The sequence below is a fragment of the Oceanospirillum sanctuarii genome (genome assembly GCF_002150805.1).
GTDB lineage: Bacteria > Pseudomonadota > Gammaproteobacteria > Pseudomonadales > Halomonadaceae > Oceanospirillum > Oceanospirillum sanctuarii.
In genome coordinates this window covers 24,773-45,653 of sequence record NZ_MTBA01000008.1, presented here as the reverse complement: position 1 = coordinate 45,653, position 20,881 = coordinate 24,773, and the positions used below count along the sequence as shown (strand labels likewise).

Annotated in this window: 15 protein-coding genes; 10 read left to right on the top strand and 5 right to left on the bottom strand. The window is 51.5% G+C overall.

Features of this window, described 5'->3' with window-relative positions; translation table 11 throughout:
* The first annotated feature begins 363 nt into the window (after positions 1 to 363).
* On the top strand, positions 364 to 915 hold the full coding sequence (locus BV405_RS14190; RefSeq protein WP_086481550.1) for a zinc ribbon-containing protein: 552 nt from the start codon (positions 364 to 366) through the stop codon (positions 913 to 915).
* 87 nt (positions 916 to 1,002) lie between these two features.
* Here the strand turns inward: BV405_RS14190 and BV405_RS14185 are convergent, their stop codons facing one another.
* Positions 1,003 to 1,797 (bottom strand): YdcF family protein, encoded by a 795-nt coding sequence (locus BV405_RS14185; protein ID WP_086481549.1) that lies wholly within the window; start codon positions 1,795 to 1,797, stop codon positions 1,003 to 1,005.
* A 214-nt stretch (positions 1,798 to 2,011) separates the two neighbouring features.
* Between BV405_RS14185 and BV405_RS14180 the strand changes: the two genes are divergently transcribed.
* The 5 genes from BV405_RS14180 to BV405_RS14160 all read left to right on the top strand — a co-directional run bounded on the left by BV405_RS14180 (position 2,012) and on the right by BV405_RS14160 (position 6,576).
* Positions 2,012 to 3,223 (top strand): methyl-accepting chemotaxis protein, encoded by a 1,212-nt coding sequence (locus BV405_RS14180; RefSeq protein WP_176330171.1) that lies wholly within the window; start codon positions 2,012 to 2,014, stop codon positions 3,221 to 3,223.
* The gene (locus BV405_RS14175; RefSeq protein WP_086481547.1) at positions 3,220 to 3,990 is read left to right on the top strand and encodes a hypothetical protein; all 771 of its coding nucleotides are present in this window, start codon (positions 3,220 to 3,222) and stop codon (positions 3,988 to 3,990) included. Before BV405_RS14180 ends, BV405_RS14175 begins: the two co-directional genes overlap by 4 nt.
* Before the next feature lie 78 nt (positions 3,991 to 4,068).
* Complete coding sequence (gene tsaB / locus BV405_RS14170; RefSeq protein WP_086481546.1) at positions 4,069 to 4,776, top strand: tRNA (adenosine(37)-N6)-threonylcarbamoyltransferase complex dimerization subunit type 1 TsaB; 708 nt, start codon at positions 4,069 to 4,071, stop codon at positions 4,774 to 4,776.
* A 120-nt stretch (positions 4,777 to 4,896) separates the two neighbouring features.
* Positions 4,897 to 5,694: an undecaprenyl-diphosphate phosphatase gene (locus BV405_RS14165; RefSeq protein WP_086481545.1), complete on the top strand. Its 798-nt coding sequence runs from the start codon at positions 4,897 to 4,899 to the stop codon at positions 5,692 to 5,694.
* 33 nt (positions 5,695 to 5,727) lie between these two features.
* Positions 5,728 to 6,576, top strand: coding sequence for a class I SAM-dependent methyltransferase (locus BV405_RS14160; RefSeq protein WP_086481544.1), 849 nt, complete (start codon positions 5,728 to 5,730; stop codon positions 6,574 to 6,576).
* A 108-nt stretch (positions 6,577 to 6,684) separates the two neighbouring features.
* Here the strand turns inward: BV405_RS14160 and gvpU are convergent, their stop codons facing one another.
* Positions 6,685 to 7,104, bottom strand: coding sequence for a gas vesicle accessory protein GvpU (gene gvpU, locus BV405_RS14155; protein WP_086481543.1), 420 nt, complete (start codon positions 7,102 to 7,104; stop codon positions 6,685 to 6,687).
* Between the two features lie 188 nt (positions 7,105 to 7,292).
* Complete coding sequence (plsB, locus tag BV405_RS14150; protein ID WP_176330170.1) at positions 7,293 to 9,830, bottom strand: glycerol-3-phosphate 1-O-acyltransferase PlsB; 2,538 nt, start codon at positions 9,828 to 9,830, stop codon at positions 7,293 to 7,295.
* Positions 9,831 to 9,998: 168 nt separating this feature from the next.
* On the opposite strand from plsB, the gene BV405_RS14145 reads away from it, so the two are divergent.
* On the top strand, positions 9,999 to 11,864 hold the full coding sequence (locus BV405_RS14145) for an ABC transporter ATP-binding protein (protein ID WP_342743974.1): 1,866 nt from the start codon (positions 9,999 to 10,001) through the stop codon (positions 11,862 to 11,864).
* Positions 11,865 to 11,998: 134 nt separating this feature from the next.
* On the opposite strand, the gene BV405_RS14140 is transcribed toward BV405_RS14145, so the two are convergent.
* Positions 11,999 to 12,715, bottom strand: coding sequence for a YecA/YgfB family protein (locus tag BV405_RS14140; protein ID WP_086481540.1), 717 nt, complete (start codon positions 12,713 to 12,715; stop codon positions 11,999 to 12,001).
* 267 nt (positions 12,716 to 12,982) lie between these two features.
* Here BV405_RS14140 and BV405_RS14135 point away from each other — a divergent pair, with 267 nt between their 5' ends.
* From BV405_RS14135 to BV405_RS14125, 3 genes are all read left to right on the top strand, one after another.
* Entirely contained in the window at positions 12,983 to 13,558 is a 576-nt protein-coding gene (locus BV405_RS14135) for a SprT family zinc-dependent metalloprotease (RefSeq protein ID WP_217895669.1), read from the top strand.
* Between the two features lie 344 nt (positions 13,559 to 13,902).
* The gene (gene acs, locus BV405_RS14130; protein WP_086481539.1) at positions 13,903 to 15,852 is read left to right on the top strand and encodes an acetate--CoA ligase; all 1,950 of its coding nucleotides are present in this window, start codon (positions 13,903 to 13,905) and stop codon (positions 15,850 to 15,852) included.
* 162 nt (positions 15,853 to 16,014) lie between these two features.
* Entirely contained in the window at positions 16,015 to 16,677 is a 663-nt protein-coding gene (locus tag BV405_RS14125; protein ID WP_086481538.1) for a LuxR C-terminal-related transcriptional regulator, read from the top strand.
* Between the two features lie 108 nt (positions 16,678 to 16,785).
* Here the strand turns inward: BV405_RS14125 and BV405_RS14120 are convergent, their stop codons facing one another.
* Positions 16,786 to 20,727 carry a hybrid sensor histidine kinase/response regulator gene (locus BV405_RS14120; RefSeq protein WP_086481537.1) on the bottom strand — a complete coding sequence of 1,314 codons (3,942 nt, stop codon included), beginning with the start codon at positions 20,725 to 20,727 and terminating at the stop codon, positions 16,786 to 16,788.
* Positions 20,728 to 20,881 lie beyond the last annotated feature (154 nt).

Below are 20,881 nucleotides of genomic sequence, written 5' to 3'. Positions count from 1 at the left end.
GTTCCGGGGGGCCGGAAGGGTTAACAAATTGGGCCAGATCTGCTGTCTATAGATGACAGGACAGCGGCGTCAGGGGCCTGAGGCGTAACGCTGGTGTTAAACACTCGATTCTACCTTACAGACTGGCTGACAGGTAGGGGCTCCAACGAGAAAAAGCGTAGAAAAGGCAGATAAAACGGCCGGAAAATGCTGTCTCCATCCCCAGGGAGTTTATTGGTGGATCAGTGAGAGTTAATTTTTACTGACCTCGGTCCGTGACACCGGCTGCAGGATGGTAAATACTCAAGGATAACAAGGTGATGAGTGCGCTTTATTCTGCACTCAGTGCAACTTTCGACAGTGATACCCGATCAAGGAGACGTTATGTCAGATCAACCGAATGAAAACCGCCCGGACAGCAATGACAAGCTGGCCCGTCACTATGACAGCGCTCTGACCCGAATCGAAAAACGTCTTGCTGAGGCGGAGCACAATACGCTGGATACTCTGCAGAAAGAGATCCGTGAAGCGGTTGAGTTTGAGCAGGATTTAGAGCGTCTGACCAAGGATGAAGTTGCTCTATTGACCACCTGGTTAAACCGCGACCTGCAGGATCTGGGACGCTTTGTCAGCTCAACCGGCCGGGGTTTAGGCGAGTGGTTGAATATCGATCTTTCGGCTCTGGAGATTTCACTGGCCCGTGCTCTGCAGTCGGTTGCCGATAAAACCAGGATTGATCAACTGGAGCTGGAACAGAAGCTGGAGAGTGATCCGGGCACCTACATTGAAGGCGAACTGGCTACGGCGGGGACTTTTTCCTGCACTGAATGCGACAAGATGGTGGTTGTGACTCATACCCGTCCGATAGAGCGTTGCCACCGTTGTGATAACCATATTTTCCACCGCGTCAGCCAGGTTCATGGCGCAAAAGAGTAAATCGCTACTCTTGAACGTAAGCTCGATCTAAGCCCTGTTGTTACAGGGCTTTGCTTTTTTTGTGGTCGGTTATTTATCGGTTTGCTTTTAACGATAGCGCAGGCTGTACCAGATCTGTCCCAGTACTTCATGCAGCATACGACTGGAGACCTCAAGATTGCTACTTTTCGGTAGCAGCTGTAACCAGAGGCTCTCCGGCATGGCGTAAAACGCGGTAGGAGCCGGAACAACCTCAAAGCCCGCTTTTTCAAAGATGGCGACGGAACGCGACATATGCCAGCCATGGGTAACCAGTGCGATACGTTTAATATTCTCATCTTTCAGCATTTTGGCAGAGAAGAGGGCGTTTTCAGCGGTGGTCCGGCTTTCCGTTTCCAGCCACTGAGCTTCCTGTCCCCACCGTTGCAGTGTCTGCTGCATTAGCTCTGCTTCTGAAAGCGGTTCTCCATAAACACGACCTCCGGTGAGCAGCATCGGCTTGCCCGATACTCTCGACAGAACTGCCCCGTAATGCAAACGCTGTAGGCCATAGCTACTCACGGTGTGAGATTTAATTTCGCTGATAGCGCTTCCGGTTAAGCCCTGCCACTCTTCCGCCCGATAATCGCGACCTGCACCCAGAATCACAACAGCATCAAAGCCTAATTGCTGGGACTGATTTAGCGATTCATTGATAGACAGTGCCGGATATCGGTTTTGCAGCAGGTCAGCCAAAGAGATCGCAACTAAAGGTGTGCTCAGCAGCCAAAGTGACAGTATCGAACTTAGCAGCGTAGCCAGTCTGAGTTTTGGCCAGCGTTTCATCAGAAACCAGGCGATCAGAATTAGCAGAATGTTAATCGCCGGTGGCAGCAGCAGATATTTGGTGGCTCTTAGCAGCATGGAATCTCCGGAGGCGTGAACCAAAAATGGCCATCAGTGCACAGAAAAAGAGCGAAATTGAAGACTAGTGTCATGGTTTAGTGATCAATAATGCGGCGCTAACCATAGCAGATTCCGTTTCCAGTCGTCTTTAGACTAGTTGGTGTTTAGAGTTACGGCTGCTGGCAGGTTTTGTGCTTAGGCTGATATGGGGGATTTCTACGGGGGAGTGTCTATGCCGACCGTTAACATGAATGAAGTCCATATCTCTGCGGCAGAATCATGGGGTACAAAGCATACCCGCAGGCTGCTGCTTTTAGGTGTTGTCAGCTTCAGCGCGCCACTTGCTCTGTTGTTGATCACATCACAGGTTTTTCTATGGATGCTGGGGAGTACGATTTTTTGTGCCCTGATAGCACTGGGTATTTTCTATCGGTTGGATCGGCTGAATCAGCAGCGTTCAGCTGAGCTGATTCGGTTCTGTCAGCTGTTAGCGAGCGGACGATCCGATACCCGCTGGGTGACCGGACAGCATCAGCCGGAATTGATTGCCATGAATGAGCTGGCGCGTTTTCAGGAAAGGCTTCTGAGCCAGTTAAATTCCGCCGCCAGTGAAGTGGATTTCACTGCAGAGGAGCTGGATAAAGTATCCCGTAAGTTGGTGGATAGTGCTTCGGAACAACAGTCGCAGCTGGATTCCATCGCCGCTGCCAGTGAAGAAAGTTCGGTCACGGTTCAGCAGATCGGTCGTTCGATTGGCGAGATTTTGACGTCGGCCAATCAGCTGCGCTCAATGAGTGTTTCCGGTGATGAAGATGCAAGGCAACTGGAAGACGATCTGGCCGCTTGCCAGCAGATCTTTCAGGAGGCTCAGGGATTTATGGTGCGTCTTCGGGAAGAAACTCAACTAATCGATAACTTTATCTCCACCATTGATGATGTGGCTAACCAGACTAATCTGCTGGCGCTGAATGCTGCCATTGAAGCAGCACGAGCCGGTGAATCCGGGCGTGGTTTTGCTGTGGTTGCCGATGAAGTGCGGGGGCTTGCCTCTCAAACCTCAGAAGCCTCTCAACAGATTACCCAACTCATTAAAAGCACGCAGAATGCGGTCGCCCTGACCGAAACCTCCTTTGAGCGTTGTCTTGCTCGTTTAGGCGATGGGGTCACCAAAAGCGCAACGCTAAAATCTGCCATGCTGGATGTCGCCGATTTCTCCTCTCAGATTGAAGTGCAGATCGCACAGGTGGAAGAGGCGAGTCGTGAGCACGAAGCCGCCAGCGAAAGCATCAACCAGCGTATGGTGGCGATCAGCGATATCAGCGCAGACCATCATCACAAGGTCTGCGATGCTCTGGAGATTGTCGAATATCTGGAGCAGGTAGCGGGTAAATTGGCCAGTCAGGAAAGCCATGAGAAAAACAGCATCGGAGGGCGTGTCGCATGATCTATTTGCCTATTGTTCTGTTAGCTGTAGGGGCACTGCTGATCTGGGGTGGACGAAAGCAGGATCAGACCAAAGCCAACTGTTTAAGAAAACAGGCGCTTAACTGGTGTCAGCAGAGTTTTGATCTCTTGCTGTTGCTGCAAAAACGGCGCGGCATGATGGGGTCTTTGTTGAGTGGAGATAAACAGTTTGCTCAGCCCCTTGATGAGCTGAATCGTGAGCTGGATCTCTTGCTACAGCAGTTAAGCCGATCCGGTCTGAAAGTCTCTTCTTCCGACGGGACCGGAAGCACGCCGGAGATTTTGATCGCTCAACGCTTTGAAACACCGGCAGAAAGCTTTCAGGCGCATTCGGCAACTATCGAAAACCTGTTGGATCAGATCTGGTCCGTGGCGGAGCGTTTCCAGCTGGCAACCCATCATGACAGAGCCTACCGGAAGCGATCCATTCAGGCGCTACGTGTTCTGCCCGCGCTGGTGGAACTGTTAGGGCAGATGCGCGGCTTAAGTACACAAACTGCCAGTCAGGGGCGCTGCAGTGCGGCGATGCGGCTGCGCTTGGTGTATCTGTCTGATCAGGTGATGCAGAACCTGTCCCGGGGTGATTACCCAAGGGAAGCCGCCGAGCAATTTATCCTCAGAGTAGAGCAGCAGATCTTGTCGATGGATCGGATTCAGGTACCTGCGGCAGAGCTTTTTTCTCAGGCAACGGAGGCTATCGAAAGCTATTCCGGACATACCCGTCAGCTGCTTCGGCAGCTGGCCTGAAACTATCTGTGCTCAGGGGTTCGTTCTGTCGGTCTGAAATGCGTATAATCGCTTTTTTTGTTTCCAGGCAGACGATCGATGGCACGTATTCTTTCCTTAGACACTTCCACAGAAGCTTGTTCTGTAGCGCTTAAACTGGATGACGAGGTGCTGGAGAATTTTCAGCTTCAGCCCCGTAAGCATACCCAGCTGTTGTTACCCATGGTGGAAGAGATTCTGGCCGAAGCGGGTGTCAAACTGCAGCAGCTGGATGCCATCGCTTTTGCCAATGGTCCGGGTTCCTTTACTGGCTTGCGTATCGCAACCGGTGTGACTCAGGGACTGGCCTTTGGTGCTGATCTGCCGGTCATTCCGGTAACGACACTGGAAACCATGGCCTTCACGCTGTTCCGCGAGCGTTTTGCGCACTACATCATCTCCTCTCTGGATGCCCGCATGGGTGAAGTCTACTGGGCGGCTTATCACTGGAATGGCAACGGCTTTGATTGCATCGCCCAGCCAGAGGTGATCGCGCCGGATCAGGTTTCTCTGATCAATCCGATTGAGGATGCAGACTGGGTTGGTGCCGGTAATGGCTGGCAGCTGCTGGATCAGTTCTCCCCAGTGATGCAGAGTCTGGTACAGCAAACCTATCCGGATCTCCTGCCTCAGGCTGGTGATATCGCTCGTTTGGCGGAACTCTACTGGCAGCAGGGTAAGACGGTTTCTGCAGAAGAAGCGATCCCTGTTTATCTGCGGGACAATGTTGCTTTCAAGAAGGGCGAAGGCCCGCATCAGGCGAAGTAAATACGTTCGGTGATCTCAATAAACTCTTAAGCCGAAGCTGGCAGGCTTCGGCTTTTATTTTTGGCCTCAGCTTTTATTTTGACCTCAGCTACGAGGCGACTTGGTATAAGGAAAGACAAGGTGGATTGGTTTCAGGTGACATTTCTGGCTCTGGTTCAGGGCCTGACAGAGTTTCTTCCGGTTTCAAGCTCAGCGCATCTTATTCTTCCGGCACAAATTTTTGGCTGGGCAGATCAGGGACTGGCTTTTGATGTCGCTGTGCATGTCGGCACTTTGCTGGCGGTGATGCTCTATTTCCACAAGGATATCCGCAAGATGATTCTGGCCTGGCTGGCCAGTGTCTTTAAGCGTCAGCACTCTCAGGACAGCTTTATGGCATGGTCGGTGATTCTGGCGACGATTCCTGCTGGTCTGGCTGGCATTCTGCTGAATGATTTTATTGAAGGTAATCTGCGCTCTTCTCTGGTAATTGCGATTACGACGCTGCTGTTTGGTGCTCTGCTCTGGTGGGCTGATGTTAAAGGTCGCCGTAACCGTGGTGAAGATGACTTCACCATGAAAGATGCGATCTGGATCGGTCTGGCTCAGGCGCTGGCGCTGATTCCGGGAACATCCCGTTCCGGTATCACCATCACTGCTGCTTTGATGTTGGGGCTTACCCGTCAGGCTGCAGCCCGCTTCAGCTTTCTGTTATCCATTCCGCTGATTATGGCGGCAGGTCTGCTCAAAGGGGCGGAGCTGTATCAGAACGGTACCGAAGCCCAGATCAGTCATACTCTGATCGGCGGTCTGATCGCCTTTGGTGCTGCTCTTGCCTGTATCCATCTGTTCCTACGTTTGCTGGATCGGATCGGCATGCTGCCCTTTGTCATCTATCGTCTGTTTTTGGGTGTTATCCTGCTGGCGTTTTTCGTTTAAGGTCAATTTCTTTCAGGCCAAGGTTGTTCTGCTATGACTGATTCTATTTCGCTGTCTGAACCAAAAGTGGTAACACCGCTTTTTCTTTATCCTCAGAGCGAGCGCTATCAGGCTCAGGCCGAGGTGTTACTGGCGGAACTGAAGGCAAATCTGCCGGAGCATCTTACGGCTTCAATTGTCTCTGAGCTGCCCCGCGAGGCTGGCGCTCTGGTGCTCTATGTCGATGATCAGGGTATCTCGTTGGGTGAGACCGGCAAGAAAGCGCCTAAGCCGATTCAGGTTGAGTTTGCTTCCGGTAAGGCCGCTCACCGCCGTCAGTATGGTGGTGGCAAAAGCCAGATGATCGCCAAAGCAGTCGGCCTTAAAACCGGCGTAAAACCCCGCGTTCTCGATGCCACAGCAGGACTTGGTGGTGATGCTTTTGTTCTGGCAGGCTTAGGCTGCGAAATGTTGATGATGGAGCGCCATCCGGTGGTGGCAGCTCTGCTGCAGGATGGGTTGGAGCGCGCTTTGTCTGATCCGGAAGCTGCAGATGTCGCGTCCCGTATGAAGCTCGTACCCGGCAACTCGACAGAAAGCATGGCACAGGCGATTGCCGATACCGGCTTTTCCCCTCAGGTGATCTACCTTGATCCTATGTTCCCCGCGCGGGAGAAAAGTGCTTCAGTCAAAAAAGAGATGAAACTCTTTCACCAGCTGGTGGGCTTTGATACCGACGAGGCCGACTTACTGGAGACTGCTTTAGAGCTCGCCAGCCACCGGGTTGTGGTTAAACGCCCCCGGAAAGCCCCTGCAATTGAAGGTGTTGCCCCGACCTATGTGCTGGAAGGCAAATCCAGCCGCTACGATATTTACGCCAAGCGTAAGCTGGATGATGAGTGAGTTGATTTAGCTGAGTTATAAAAAAACGGGAAGCACTTACTTAAAAGTGACTTCCCGTTTTTTGTGGAAAAGGTTTAAACCGTCTGGTTCTAGTCCTCAACCGCTTCTTTAATCTTCAACCACTTCGGCATTCAGTGTACCCAGAATAAAACCACTGACTTCTGAGATACGGCCACGCCACCACATGCCACGGTTGTTCGGGATTGGAGCACCGTTGGTGTTGAAGAAGCGGGCACCTTCCAGATGGATAAAGCTTGCGCCATTATCGTCAGCAGATGCTTCGCCGTCATACAGGCTGGCGTATTTATCGAACGCTTCGCGGATATTTTCCAGCGCTTCTTTGTTGCCGAAGGCTACGGATGTTTCTGAGATAAACTCACCGGAGAAACCATCAAAGTATTTGCGGCCGTTGACGATATGGCCGGATACCAGAAAGCCATCCATCTGTAGGGTAATACCGATTTCGATGTCGCTGTTGTTAACGGTGTTTACCAGATTTTCCAAAAACCAGTCTTTGTTCTGACTCATATTTAATTCCTGTAATTGACTCATTTATTGTCATCCTGATTGGCGGGTTCCCTCCGGAACCAGAGCCTGAGCTGACGTCTCAAGAACGGTAAGCTGGTCAGATGCTAACACAGGGCAGTGTTAAAAAAACCAGCCCTGTGTCAGCTTAATGTTTCTCCCTGTAAGTCCTGCACTGGCAGGAAGATCAATTATTGATCCTGCTCCTGTTGTGCCAGTTTCGGCTGATGAGTCAGTAAGCGGATACTGTGTCTGAGCGCGGGATCAAACAGGGGGCGGCACTGAACTGAGAACCACTCCAGTGTCTGGCCAAAGGTGAGGTGGTCATCCTCAGAAACTTGCAGATAATCCAACTCCAATAGCAGTTCGGTCAGCTGCCGGAACAGAGGTTTGTGGAAGTACTCTGGTGCATTCAGACCGTGCAGAATCGACAGACGTTGGGCCAATACCTGACATTCATTTTCCAGTGCTTCTGCGGTAAAGCTGCCACTGCCAAAGTGCAGCAGCAGCGCCACCATCAGATAACCCCGTTCGAGACTCGGCTGAATCGGGCGTGCCAGTAGAGTCAGCAGAGCTCCCTGTTCCTGATAAGGGCTGACCCTAACCAGATGTTCACCATCATCCACCAGCACCTGCTGTTCAACAAAGAAACGTACGATGGCATCGATCTGATCGTTCAGCGTCTTGCCCTGCCAGGGAAGATAGAGCTCCTTGCTGACAAACGGGTAGAGAGTCCTGACCAGATCCTGCAGCTGCTTGCGGGTGTACTGGCTCTGCTGGTTAAAACAGAAGGCGACCAGAGATGGAAGTGCAAACAGGTGCAGGATGTTGTTTCGATACCAGGTCATCAGCAGCGCCTGCTGCTCGTTCAGCTGCAAGAGATCACCATAGGTATGGGGCAGGCGGGTAATCAGCTCCAGTTTCTCGGCTTCTGCAATCAGTTGCTCTGTGGTCTGGTGGTTGACCGGCGCATCACCGGCATGACGCAGCTGGTTATGCAGCTTCTGGCAGAAGTGAATAAAGTGGCTCAGACTGCTGGATTCCAGTGTAAAGCTTGGGGCCGTTAACAGGCCGAGGGCACACAGGTTAGCCCCGTTCAGTGTGGCGCTGTTGTTGATGCCGGTTGCTACCTGTTGAGACAGGGCGCTGACAGCATCCGGCAACCACTGAGGTTTATCATTGATACCGCCGTCAGCCTGCTGCCACTCAGGAATGGTCTGATCCAGTGTTTTCTTCAAGTCGATGGGCTCACCAAAGGCCAGACTCACTTTACCGAAGTGCTCTTTTAATGTTTTTGCCGCTTTCAGCAGGCCCAGAATCGACTCGCCTTTTTTCGCCTTGCCACGCAGTTCGCCCAGATAGGTGCGGCCTTCAACCACTTTCTCATAGCCGATATAAATCGGAATCAGACGGATCTGACGGTGTGGGTTTCTCAGATAACCCTGAACGGTCATCGACAGCATGCCGGGTTTGGGCTGCAGGGTACGACCGGTTCGGCTGCGACCACCTTCAACGAAGTACTCCGTGGCGTAACCCTTGTTCAGCAGCAGGAAGAGGTATTCAGAAAATACCGCTGCATAGAGCGGGTTATCCCGGAAGCTGCGGCGGATAAAAAACGCACCGCCGCGACGCAGCAGCGACCCTACAACTGGCAGGTTGAGGTTGATACCCGCTGCCACATGGGGTGGTGTCAGCCCATGGTTGTATAGGGCATAAGAGAGCAGCAGATAATCCATGTGACTGCGGTGACAAGGCACGTAAACCACAGTACTGTGTTTGGCGGTTTCCTGAACCTGTTCGATACCGTGAATCTGCACACCGTCGTAGAGGCGGTTCCACAGCCAGCTCAGCAAGACATCAAACAGCTTCTGTGTACTGTAGGAGACGTTAGCTACGATCTCATCGGCGTATTTTTCGGCTTTATCTCTGGCTTTCTGGCTGCTCATCGGAGTCTGACCATCAGTAGCCTGAGTCGCCTCTTGAATCGCCGCCTGAATCCGTGGACTACGGATCAGTTGGCGGATCAGCTGTTTACGATCCGGCAGTTCCGGACCTGTGACACCGATACGGGTCTGGCGGAAATGCACCCGAAGCAGGCGGGCTGTTTTACGCACATGCTGATTGATCAGGGTAGATTCCGGGCTGGTGGCAATCAGTTCCCGCAGGGAAACCGGCTCGGCAAAATGCACCAGGGTATGACGACCATGAATCAGGATATCTTTCAGGCGCTGCAGGCTCTGGCGCAGCCAGCCGCGCTGATCGGAAAAACGGTTTAACCAATGGGTTTCCTGTCCCGGTGCACGGCCCCAGAAGATAGTCACGGGCACGAGTCGGATATCCTCTTCCGGATGTTCCAGCAGATAAGCCATCATACGTACCAAACGGGGAGAAACCCTGTGCTCCGCCAGCCCTTTCAGGCCGTAATGAGTATTGTGCAAAGCGATATAGCGGGCGCTTTCTTCCAGCTCAGAACAGGCTTCTTCAGACCATGGCAGCCCTTGTTTACGGCTGATATGGCTTAGCAGCAAACGACCTGTCAGACTTTTATTGCCCAGTGCATAGCAGTAATGGCCTTCTGTTTCAGGCAAGGCTGGCAGGTTGCGGTGAAAACTGATGCGGATAAACAGTAGCATCAGGCGTTCCGCCAAAACCATCAGAAGTCTGACGATCTTGTGCCTGAGTCGGTCTGCTCGTTGTCGGACGCGGGCCGGATAGATCATGGTTCGCATGTTCCTGTTGTCTTTTTCTTTTATGCTGATATCTGTACCTAGCTTAGAACGCATTATAACTGATTGACCTGTTTGGATTTTAATTTGCGTGTCATCAGTGGGTAATTATTTATTTTGCCAGACCTGTTCGGGTTGGAGTGTCTGGTTAAATGTTGGGAGTGATAAGGTTTGAAATCTGAGTCGATCAACGTCAGCCAAGCCCATGGAGAAGCCTTGCCTACTGAGGGAGGGCTTAACCAAAGTGCTTTTATGCAGGATGAGATTACGCCCCGTGCGCTCTGGCTGGTGGTGAAACAACATAAACGCTCACTGATTCTGGCGAACCTGATCGCTATTGCGGCGACTCTGTTCAGCGTGCCTCTGCCGCTGTTGATCCCTTTATTGGTGGATGAGGTGTTACTGAATCAGCCGGGACAGATAACAGCCTTCATCAATGATTTTGTTTCGGTGGAGTGGCAGGTTCCGGCGGTTTATATCGGTGTTGTTCTGGTGGCAACTGTGCTGATGCGGGGAGCGGCTCTGATACTGAATGTCTGGCAGACCCGTGAATTTACACTGATCTCCAAGGATATCGTCTTTAAGCTCCGTCAACGGCTGTTAGGTCATCTGCAGCGTATCTCCATGGCGGAGTATGAACAGCTGGGGGCGGGTTCGGTTGCCTCCCATCTGGTAACTGATGTGGATACCATCGACCGCTTTATCAGCAGTTCCGTCAGCCGTTTTGTGGTGGCGTTTCTCTCCCTGATCGGTGCTGCGGTGATTCTGTTCTGGATGCACTGGCAGCTGGCGCTCTTTATCTTGCTGCTCAACCCTGTGGTGATCTGGACCACCATGCGCTTGGGCAAGCATGTTAAACGCCTGAAAAAGACCCAGAACTCCGCTTTTGAAGCCTTTCAGATGGCATTGGGTGAAACCCTTGATGTGGTTCAGCAGTTGAGAACCAGCAACAGAGAAGAGCATTACATCAAGCGTCTGATCCGCAAGGCTGCTGACGTTAAAGAGCATTCCGCCAGCTTTGAGTGGAAAAGTGATGCAGTAAGCCGACTCAGCTTTCTGGTTTTTCTTTTTGGCTTTGATATCTTCCGCGCCCTGTCGATGCTGATGGTGCTTTACTCTGACCTGACGGTGGGACAGATGCTGGCGGTGTTTGGCTATCTCTGGTTTATGATGGGGCCGGTGCAGGAGGTACTGGGGATCCAGTACGCCTGGTTTGCCGCCAAAGCTGCTACCGGACGGTTAAACAATCTGCTCAAACTGCAGCAGGAGCCCCAGTATCCGGAGCAGGAAGATCCTTTTACTGGCTGTATTACCACAGGCATCCGTATTGAGGATCTGCACCTGAAATACGGCGACAATGAGCCAGTATTAAGAGGGGTGAACCTTGCCATCGCCCCCGGTGAAAAAGTGGCCTTGGTTGGCACCAGCGGTGGCGGCAAATCCACGCTGGTACAGGCGTTATTGGGGCTGTATCAGCCGGAATCCGGTCAGGTGTTTTATAGCGATGCCACAATTGAGCGAATCGGGCTGCAGCGGGTTCGGGATAATGTCGCCACGGTTTTGCAGCATCCGGCTCTCTTTAACGGCACAGTTCGGGACAATTTGACGCTGGGACAGACGCACGCTGATGAAGAGCTCTGGCATGCTCTTGAGATTGCCCAGCTGAAAGACTTCGTCGAAGAGTTGGATCAGCAGTTGGATACCCTTGTTGGCCAGAAGGGGCTGAGGCTTTCCGGCGGACAGAAACAGCGTCTGGCCATCGCCCGTATGATACTGACGCAACCTAAGGTGGTGATTCTGGATGAAGCCACCTCTGCGCTGGATACCGAAACCGAAGCCCGTTTGCATGAAGCGATGGCGGAGTTCCTGCAACAACGTACGACTCTGATCATTGCTCACCGTTTAAGCGCGGTGAAGCAGGCGGATCGGGTCTATGTGTTTGATGATGGTCATATCATCGAAGAGGGTCGTCATGACGAGCTGCTGGAGCAACAAGGGGTTTACCACAGGCTTTATGGCCAGCGGCAGGAGCACTAAGAGCGCCAGAGCTGACGGTAGAAAAATAGTTGAGGAGATAAAAGGGTAGAGGGCAAAAGCAGAGAATATAAAAAAGCAGGAGCCCGTTCCGGGTCTCCTGCTTTTTAGGTCTGACTTATAGAGGCAGCTTAAGGTTACTTACGCTTGCCACCACGGCGGTTGTTCCCACCTTTTTTACCGTTGCCGCCTTTGCCTGCACTACCTTTTCCAGCGTTGCCTTTAGGGCCACCCTTGCCCGGGAATGTGGATGGCTTTTCAGCAGGAGCGTGGAACAGCAGGTACAGATCCACCAGAATTTCCGGTAGCTGAGCCGCCAGACGGTTGGTGGTATCCAGATCGGCAACGATATCATCCAGCTCTTCATCCGGGAATAGGCAGGAGATCGCCATAAAGGGCAGCAGAAGTTCGGCAGCGTCCTGCTCGTGCTGACCAAACCAGATCTCTTCGCGCATCATTACCGCTTCAATAAAACCGGCACACCAGGCGCTGACTTCGCTGTCATCCAGAACTTCATCTTCTTCCAGTTCCGGCTCGAATGGCAGTTCGATGGTTTGGCCGCGGTACAGCACGGTGCGGGTCTGCTCCAGCATGGTTTCCAGCCAGCCGATAACGCTGTCTTCGCTGAACTCATTCGAGTTGTCGGTGGTAAAACGAGGCATACCGTTGAAAGCAACCGGTAACCACTCACCAGTCGGAACCGGCTCAGGACATACAGCCAGCGCCACCATAAAACCGTGCAGGCCAATAACATCCAGTGCTTCAGGATCGACCTGATCGGACTCCAGAAAGTCATACAGCTGATCCAGAATTTCGTCGTCGATCACAGCTACCGGGATGGATTCTTCTTTCATAACTACCTCTGAATAGGTGCCTGCAACAGGTTCGCCCTGATGGGTACGGCATACTCATAATCTTTATATGCGCGGCAGGGTTCAAAATTGTCGCCATTGTACCAGCGTCCCCGCGCTGATGTTAGAAGTGGCCGCGGTAATCTTGATGATGAAATCTACCTTGGTCTTCATGCTTGCGATAGGGCCGGATTGAGATTTTACCGACAAACTGCCACCATCCCGTTTCGTTTTTATGATCCGCCAACACAGAAGCCTGAAGACTACGCCGTGAATACTGAAACTCTGCTGAAAAAGCACCCTGATGCTATGCCGGTTTGTCCTGACCCTAACGATAAGGTGCAGTCTGAAGTTGCGCTGCGTTTTGGGCTGATTTACTGGATGAAGCGGGTCGAAGACTTTTTTGGCAAAACCTACCCGGTGCCTGAACTGGATCTCAGCCTGAGAGGCAAATGTGCGGGGCAGGCGTATCTGCAAAAGTGGAAGTTGCGTTTCAATCTGACGCTAATGGCGGAGAACTATCAGGACTTTATGCTCAATGTGGTTCCCCATGAGCTGGCGCATCTGGTGGCCTTTCGTGAATTTGGCCATCGGATTAAGCCCCACGGTCGTGAATGGCAGGGGGTGATGGAGCAGGTATTAGGTGTACCGGCAAAAACAACGCATCAATATGATGTCAGTACAACAGCGAAACAAAATTACTTATATCGTTGTGGCTGTCCTGAACGAATTCATGGCCTGACTATTCGCCGTCATAACAAAATTGCTCAGGGAATCAGATATTTATGTCGCAGCTGTCAGCAGGAGTTAGTTTTTGAAGGGGAAAGAGGCGCTGATATAAATTAATAAAGCTTTATATTCGCTTCAATATAAGCAGTTATTAAAGCCAAAATTATTCTTTTATACAGCAGATTTTATGACCCGAAAGTCGAATGAAAGGCTATTGTGCATCTGCGAAAGAATGAAACCAGAAGTGTCTGATTGGTCATAAATATAAAAGATCTTTATAACTTATTGATTTTAAAGGAAAAAATACTGCTACCAAGGTCTAATGTTTTCGCAGTCGTCAGCCCAGTATAACTTTGCATCGAATATGTATTCCGGGTGAGGTTATTTTTTTAAAACCTCCGCATCATAAAAATAAAGCGCCCGGGGTTTCTTTCCCTCACAGGCACAGAGGCAAGATTTAGATGAGCGAACAACAAAAAGTTTATCCAGTACCAGCAGACGTAGCTTCAAACGCTTTGATCAACAAAGCTAAGTATGAAGAGATGTACAAACAGTCTGTTGAGCAGCCAGATGCGTTCTGGGCTGAGCACGGTCAGCGTATCGACTGGATCAAACCGTTCAGCAAAGTTAAAAACGTACGCTTTGATTCTCACGATGTAGATATCAAATGGTTTGAAGACGGCACTCTGAACGCCAGTGCTAACTGTCTGGACCGTCATCTGGAAACCCGTGGTGACCAGGTTGCGATTATCTGGGAAGGTGACAACCCTGAGCAGTCTGAAAACATCACTTACCGTGACCTGTACACCCGTGTATGTAAGTTCGCTAACGCTCTGAAAGGTCAGGGTGTTCGTAAGGGCGATGTAGTAACTATCTACATGCCAATGATTCCTGAAGCAGCTGTTGCGATGCTGGCTTGTGCTCGTATTGGTGCAGTTCACTCTGTTGTATTCGGTGGCTTCTCCCCGGATGCGATTGCTGGTCGTATCATCAACTCTGACTCCCGCATTGTGATCACTGCAGACCAAGGTCGTCGTGGTGGTAAAGCGGTTCCTCTGAAAGAGAATGTTGATGAAGCTCTGACCAATCCACAGGTTAAAACTGTTGAGAAAGTGGTTGTAGTTAAGTGCACTGGTGGCGACATCGCATGGCACGATCACCGTGACGTTTGGTACCACGATATCTTCGACGGTGCTTCTGAAGTTTGCCCGCCGGAAGAGATGAATGCAGAAGATCCTCTGTTCATTCTGTACACCTCTGGTTCTACTGGTGCACCTAAAGGTCTGAAGCACACTACCGGTGGTTACATGGTTTATGCATCCATGACCCACCAGTATGTATTTGATTACAAAGAAGGTGAGATCTACTGGTGTACTGCTGATGTAGGTTGGATTACCGGCCACAGCTACATCGTTTACGGCCCTCTGGCGAACGGTGCAACCTCTCTGATGTTTGAAGGTGTTCCTTCTTACCCATCCCACAGCCGTTTCGGTGACGTGGTAGACAAGCACAACGTAAACATCCTGTACACTGCGCCGACTGCCGTTCGTGCTCTGATGGCTCAGGGCAATGACGTAATGGGTGACACCAAGCGTGATTCTCTGCGCCTGTTGGGTTCTGTGGGTGAGCCAATCAACCCGGAAGCCTGGGAGTGGTACTACAAGAACATCGGTAACAGTAAGTGCCCTATCGTTGATACCTGGTGGCAGACTGAAACCGGAGGCATTCTGATCTCTCCACTGCCAGGTGCAACTGATCTGAAACCGGGTTCTGCAACGCTGCCATTCTTCGGTGTACAGCCTGCGCTGGTTGATGGTCAGGGTACTGAGCTGGAAGGTGCAACTGAAGGTGGTCTGATCCTGAAAGACAGCTGGCCTGGTCAGGCTCGTTCTATCTGGGGTGATCACGAGCGCTTCTTCCAGACTTACTTCAGCACCTACCCAGGTACTTACTTCACTGGTGACGGTGCACGTCGTGACGAAGACGGTTACTTCTGGATCACTGGTCGTGTTGATGACGTGATCAACGTATCCGGTCACCGTATGGGTACTGCTGAGATCGAAAGCGCGATGGTTGCTCACAAAGACGTTGCTGAAGCAGCGGTTGTTGGCTACCCGCACGACATTAAAGGTCAGGGCATCTACATCTACATCACTCTGAACGATGGTGTAGAAGAGTCTGATGATCTGCGTACTGAGCTGGTTAAGTGGGTACGTAAAGAGATTGGTCCGATCGCAACACCGGATCTAATCCAGTTCTCTGCCGGTCTGCCTAAGACCCGTTCCGGTAAGATCATGCGTCGTATTCTGCGTAAGATCGCAGCGAACGAGTGCGACGGTCTGGGTGATACCTCAACACTGGCTGATCCAAGTGTTGTTGACAACCTGATCGAGTCCCGTCTGAACCGCTGATAGGACTAAGCTCCCGTTAAACGTGAGCTGAATAATAAAAAACTCCCGTGTGAATGCCACATGGGAGTTTTTTTTTGCAGGCAAAAGTGTCAACAATAAGGTATTATTGACCCGCAAATAAGAGTAAAAAATATAAGACTAGCAGGGAGTTGGAGGAGATTAATGGCATTAGCACAGAAGATCATTATTGCTGACGATCATCCATTATTTCGTGCCGCGCTGCAGCAAGCGGTTAAACAGGTCGCACCTGAAGCCGAGATTGTTGAGGCCGAAGATATGGAGGCTGTGCAGACCGCAGCCAGTAACAATTCCGATGCAGACCTTATCCTGTTGGATCTGCACATGCCGGGAGCCCATGGCTTTTCCGGTTTGGTTTTCCTGCGCGGACAGTGTCCCGCAATTCCTGTGATCGTAGTTTCCGGTACTGAAGAGCCTCTAGTTATTCAGCGCGCAATCGATTTCGGTTCATCCGGTTTTATTCCTAAGTCCTCCTCTCTGGAGACAATTGCGGAAGCGATTGAAGAGGTACTTAACGGTGAGGTCTGGTTGCCGCCAGAGATCTCTGAAACCCTTAGTGAAGTAAGTGAAGAGCAGGCTCGTTTTGCTGAAGCGCTGTCTACCCTGACACCTCAGCAGTTCCGCGTTCTGAATATGCTGACCGAAGGTCTTCTGAACAAGCAGATCGCTTATGAACTGAATGTTTCTGAGGCGACCATTAAGGCGCACGTGACTGCTATTCTGCGTAAGCTGGGTGTACACAGTCGTACTCAGGCTGTAATTGCCGCTAAACAGCTGGAAGTTGAGCCACCTAAGGTTGCTGACTAACCAATCAGAATCCGGCAGTGCTCTGTTGCGATTATGATAAGAAAAAGCCGCTGAATCTCAGCGGCTTTTTTGGTTTTGAGTAAATGCTTTTAGATGAGTCGTAAAAGCTTACTGCTTCAGCTTATGGCTCTTCAGAATTCGGGTCACCATTGCCCGTAACGGTGCCGGTTTAATCGGTTTGTGCAGCAGGGTATAACCTTCCCGTTTAATCTCTTCCGCAACGTCTTCTGTCCGGTCAGCGGTGATCATGATGCCCGGAATCGGTTCTTCAACGACTTCGTTCAATGCGGTCAGCGCCATGACGCCGGTAACATCGTTATCCAGGTGGTAATCCGCCAGAACGATATCCGGAATACCGGAATTACGCAGAGCGGATTTTGCGCCACCGATAGTGGTGGCTTTACTGACCCGGCAATCCCAGTTGCTAAGCATGGCTTCCATACCTTCCAGAATCAGGGGCTCGTTGTCGATACAGAGAATATGCAGCCCTGCCAGCGGATTATTCCGCTGGCGCTTACCGGAAGTGCTCGTGCTCTTTTCGGTTTGTTCCTGAGGCAGGTCTTCCTCTTTGCCGAAAGGAACTTCGACACTAAATACAGTGCCTTCACCCGGCCAGGAGCGAACCTGCAGTTTGTGATCCAGTACCCGGGTCATACGTTCGGCAATGGAGAGGCCAAGCCCCAGACCTTTTTCACCCTCTTTGTTGTGACGCTCCGGGTGATCGAGGCGCTTAAACTCCTGGAAGATCTCTGAAAGCTTCTCTTCCGGAATCCCCGGTCCTGTATCCCAAACCTCAATACGGACACCGCCGCTAATGCGACGACAGCCTAAAAGAATCTTGCCGTGTTGGGTATAGCGAGCAGCATTGGAGAGGAAGTTCTGAACGATACGGCGCAGCATCTGGCTGTCACTGCGAACAATCGCTTTGCTGCTGACGGCGTCAAACTGCAGCCCCCGGTCATTGGCCATGACACCAAACTCGGCTTTCAGCGGTTTCAGAATATCCGCCAGTCGGAAGGTGCTGAGGTTGGGTTGCAGGGCACCGGCATCCAGTTTGGAGATATCCAGCAGGGTGCTGAGCAGCTCCTCGGCAGCCTTGAGTGAACTGTCGATATTCCGGGTCATACGATACTGATCCGGGTTCTCTTCCTTAACCTGATGCGCAAGGGCAGAGGTGAACAGGCGGGCTGCATTCAGAGGCTGTAGCAGGTCATGAGAAGCAGCTGCAAGGAAACGGGTTTTTGACGCGTTAGCCTGTTCCGACGTCTGCTTGGCCTGCATCAGATCCTGGTTCAGATCCGACAGTTCCTGAGTACGTTCTTTTACCCGTTCTTCAAGCGTCTCGTTGGTTTCTTTCAGGGCGATCTCCGCTTTACGGCGCTCGGTAATATCTTGATAAAGAGAGAAGAAACCAAGAATCTCACCCTGATCATTTTTGTGTGGCGTGTAAGTCACCAGCCCATAGCGCATGCGGCCGTTATCAAGCATGTGTTCCAGCTCGAAGATGGTTCGGTCGCCACTTAAAACCCGTTCAATGTAGGGGCGGCGGGCTTCGTACTGACTGAGGGTAAGCACCTTGTAGATGGGTTGGCCGATAATGGTTGTCCGGTCGACATTCATCGCTTCCTCATAGGCCTTGTTGGTAAAGAGGTAGCGCAGTTCCGTATCAAAGTAGGCGATCAGAGCCGGTACGTTATCGGTATAGATACGAATGTTGTTTTCACTCTGAATCAGAGCTTCTTCCGTTTGCTTCTGCTGGGTGATGTCCTGATAGGTATATACAAAACCACCGCCGGGCATGGGGTTACCTTCCACATCGAGCACAGTGCCATCTTTGCGGTAACGTACGTAGCGGTGAGGTTCGCCATAGCGGATATTGTCCAGCAACTGCTGAACCTGCTCTTCCGGATCGCCCAATCCGTACTCACCATTCTGGGCGTTAAAGCGGAAGATGTTTTCGATCGGTTCGCCAACCCGGATCAGGTTGTCCGGGAAGTTAAACAGATCCAGATAGTGCTGATTCCAGACCACCAGGCGCAGGTTATGATCCACAACTGAAATCCCCTGGCTGACGTTCTCAATCGTGGCCTGTAGCAGTGCCCGGTTGAATTCCAGTACCTGAGAAGCTTCATCGACAATGGAGATCACATCACTGATCTGAATCTCTTTACCCTGCAGTGCTGAGTTGATCACGATGCGGGCGGAGGAGGCTCCCAGAACACCGGTGAGTAAGCGCTCAGTGAACTGAATTACCTCGATACTGGCTCTGTCATCCGGGCGAAAGGAGTCTTTGTCGTTGCGGAGGAAGTAGTCCGAGAAGGCTTTATCCACAGCATCAGGCTCAAGGAAGCGCTCACACAGCGCCATTAGATCACCCACAGAAGTGGAGCCCATCCAGGGGCGCGCAGATTTTGTGTTACGGGTATCGATACTGTCGATAAAAGCAGACGCCTGAATGCGGTCGATTACCCGCTGGCGGGTGATGTTGGACACCGCGATATAACAGATCAGGTTGATGCCTAGGCTGAAGAGAACACCGTGGGTAAGGAAGTCCAGATCCGCTCCAAAGAGTGCTTCAGGTCTCAGCCAATAGATACCCATAGGGCCGTCAACAAAGATGCTGGATTGAATCCAGCCTGCATTGGCAAGGCTTGGCAGCATCATGGTGTAGCCCCAGATCAGGATGCCGCTGGTCATTCCTGCCAGTGCGCCAAAGCGATTACCCCGTTTCCAGTACATACCGCCGATCATTGCCGGTCCGAACTGAGCAACCGCTGCAAAGGAGAGCAAGCCAGTTGCAGCCAGAGAGTTAAATTCAGCGATGGCAAGGTAGGTGAGGTAAGCCAGTGCTAACACACCGACGATGGTGATCCGGCGAATGCGCAAGACCAGCTGGCCAAAATCATGGTGGGAGGTGTTACCGCTCCAGCGGAACTTAAGCAGCAACGGAATTACAATATCGTTGGACACCATAATGCTGATGGCGATGGTGGCCAGAATCACCATACTGGTCGCAGCAGAGAAACCGCCAATAAATGCCAGTAGCGTCAGGCCGCCCTGCTGGGCAGCCATCGGTAGTGTCAGCACAAAGGTATCAGGCTCTACCGTACCATCGGGGAATATCAGCAAACCTGCTGCAGCAATGGGAAGTACGAAGAAAGAGATTGCCACCAGGTATGCCGGAAACACCCAGCGGGATGTGCGGGCATCTTCCACATGGGTGTTTTCCACAACCGCCATGTGAAACTGTCGGGGCAGACAGAGTATCGCCAGCATCGCTAGCAGGGTCTGGGCTAGGAAGCCGTTGCTGATGGGGTCCTTATTGAGCTCTTTTTCGATCTCAAGGTAATAGCGGGCATGGGTCAGGAGGTCGTTAAAACCGTTAAACATGCCATAGGTAATGGAAGCGCCAACAACCATAAAGGCCAGCAGCTTGATGATAGATTCGAAAGCGATCGCCAGTACCAGGCCATCATGGTGCTCGGTAGCATCAACATTACGGGTGCCGAAGATGATGGCAAAAATTGCCATCATAATGGCGACATAGAAGCCGGTATCGCTGAACAGCTCAACGCTTTTTTCCGTCAAGGGTGCCGGGTAACTGGTGATCACATTGTATGACATGGTCACGGCTTTAAGCTGCAATGCGATATAAGGCAGAGTACCGACGAGAGCAATCAGGGTAACCAGAATTGCCAACGACTGGGTCTTGCCGTAACGGGAGGCGATAAAGTCGGCGATGGAGGTGATGTTCTGTTTTTTACTGACCCTGATAATTTTCCGGATCAGCCCGGAAAACAGTACATACATAATAATAGGGCCAAGGAAGATACTGAGGTAGGTCCAGCTGCTATGGGTTGCCTGCCCTACCGTGCCGTAAAAGGTCCAGGATGTGCAGTACACCCCAAGGGCGATGCTGTACACAAAGGGGCGGCGGGAGGTAAGCCGTGCCTTGCTGCGTTTGGCTTTAGCATCTCCCCACCAGGCGATGGAAAAGAGAATCGCGATATAGATCAGTGAGATAGCAACTAAAACCCAGCCTTGGAACATACCTGATCACCTGATGGAAAATGAGGCAACATTGTCATGTAGCTGTCAGTCGTCATCAAGGCAAAATATGCTTTTTATGAAGGATTTAATCGGATAAGACTAAAGTTAAGGGTTTAAAGCCTTCAGATTTGTTAGATTGTCAGATTGACTGTTT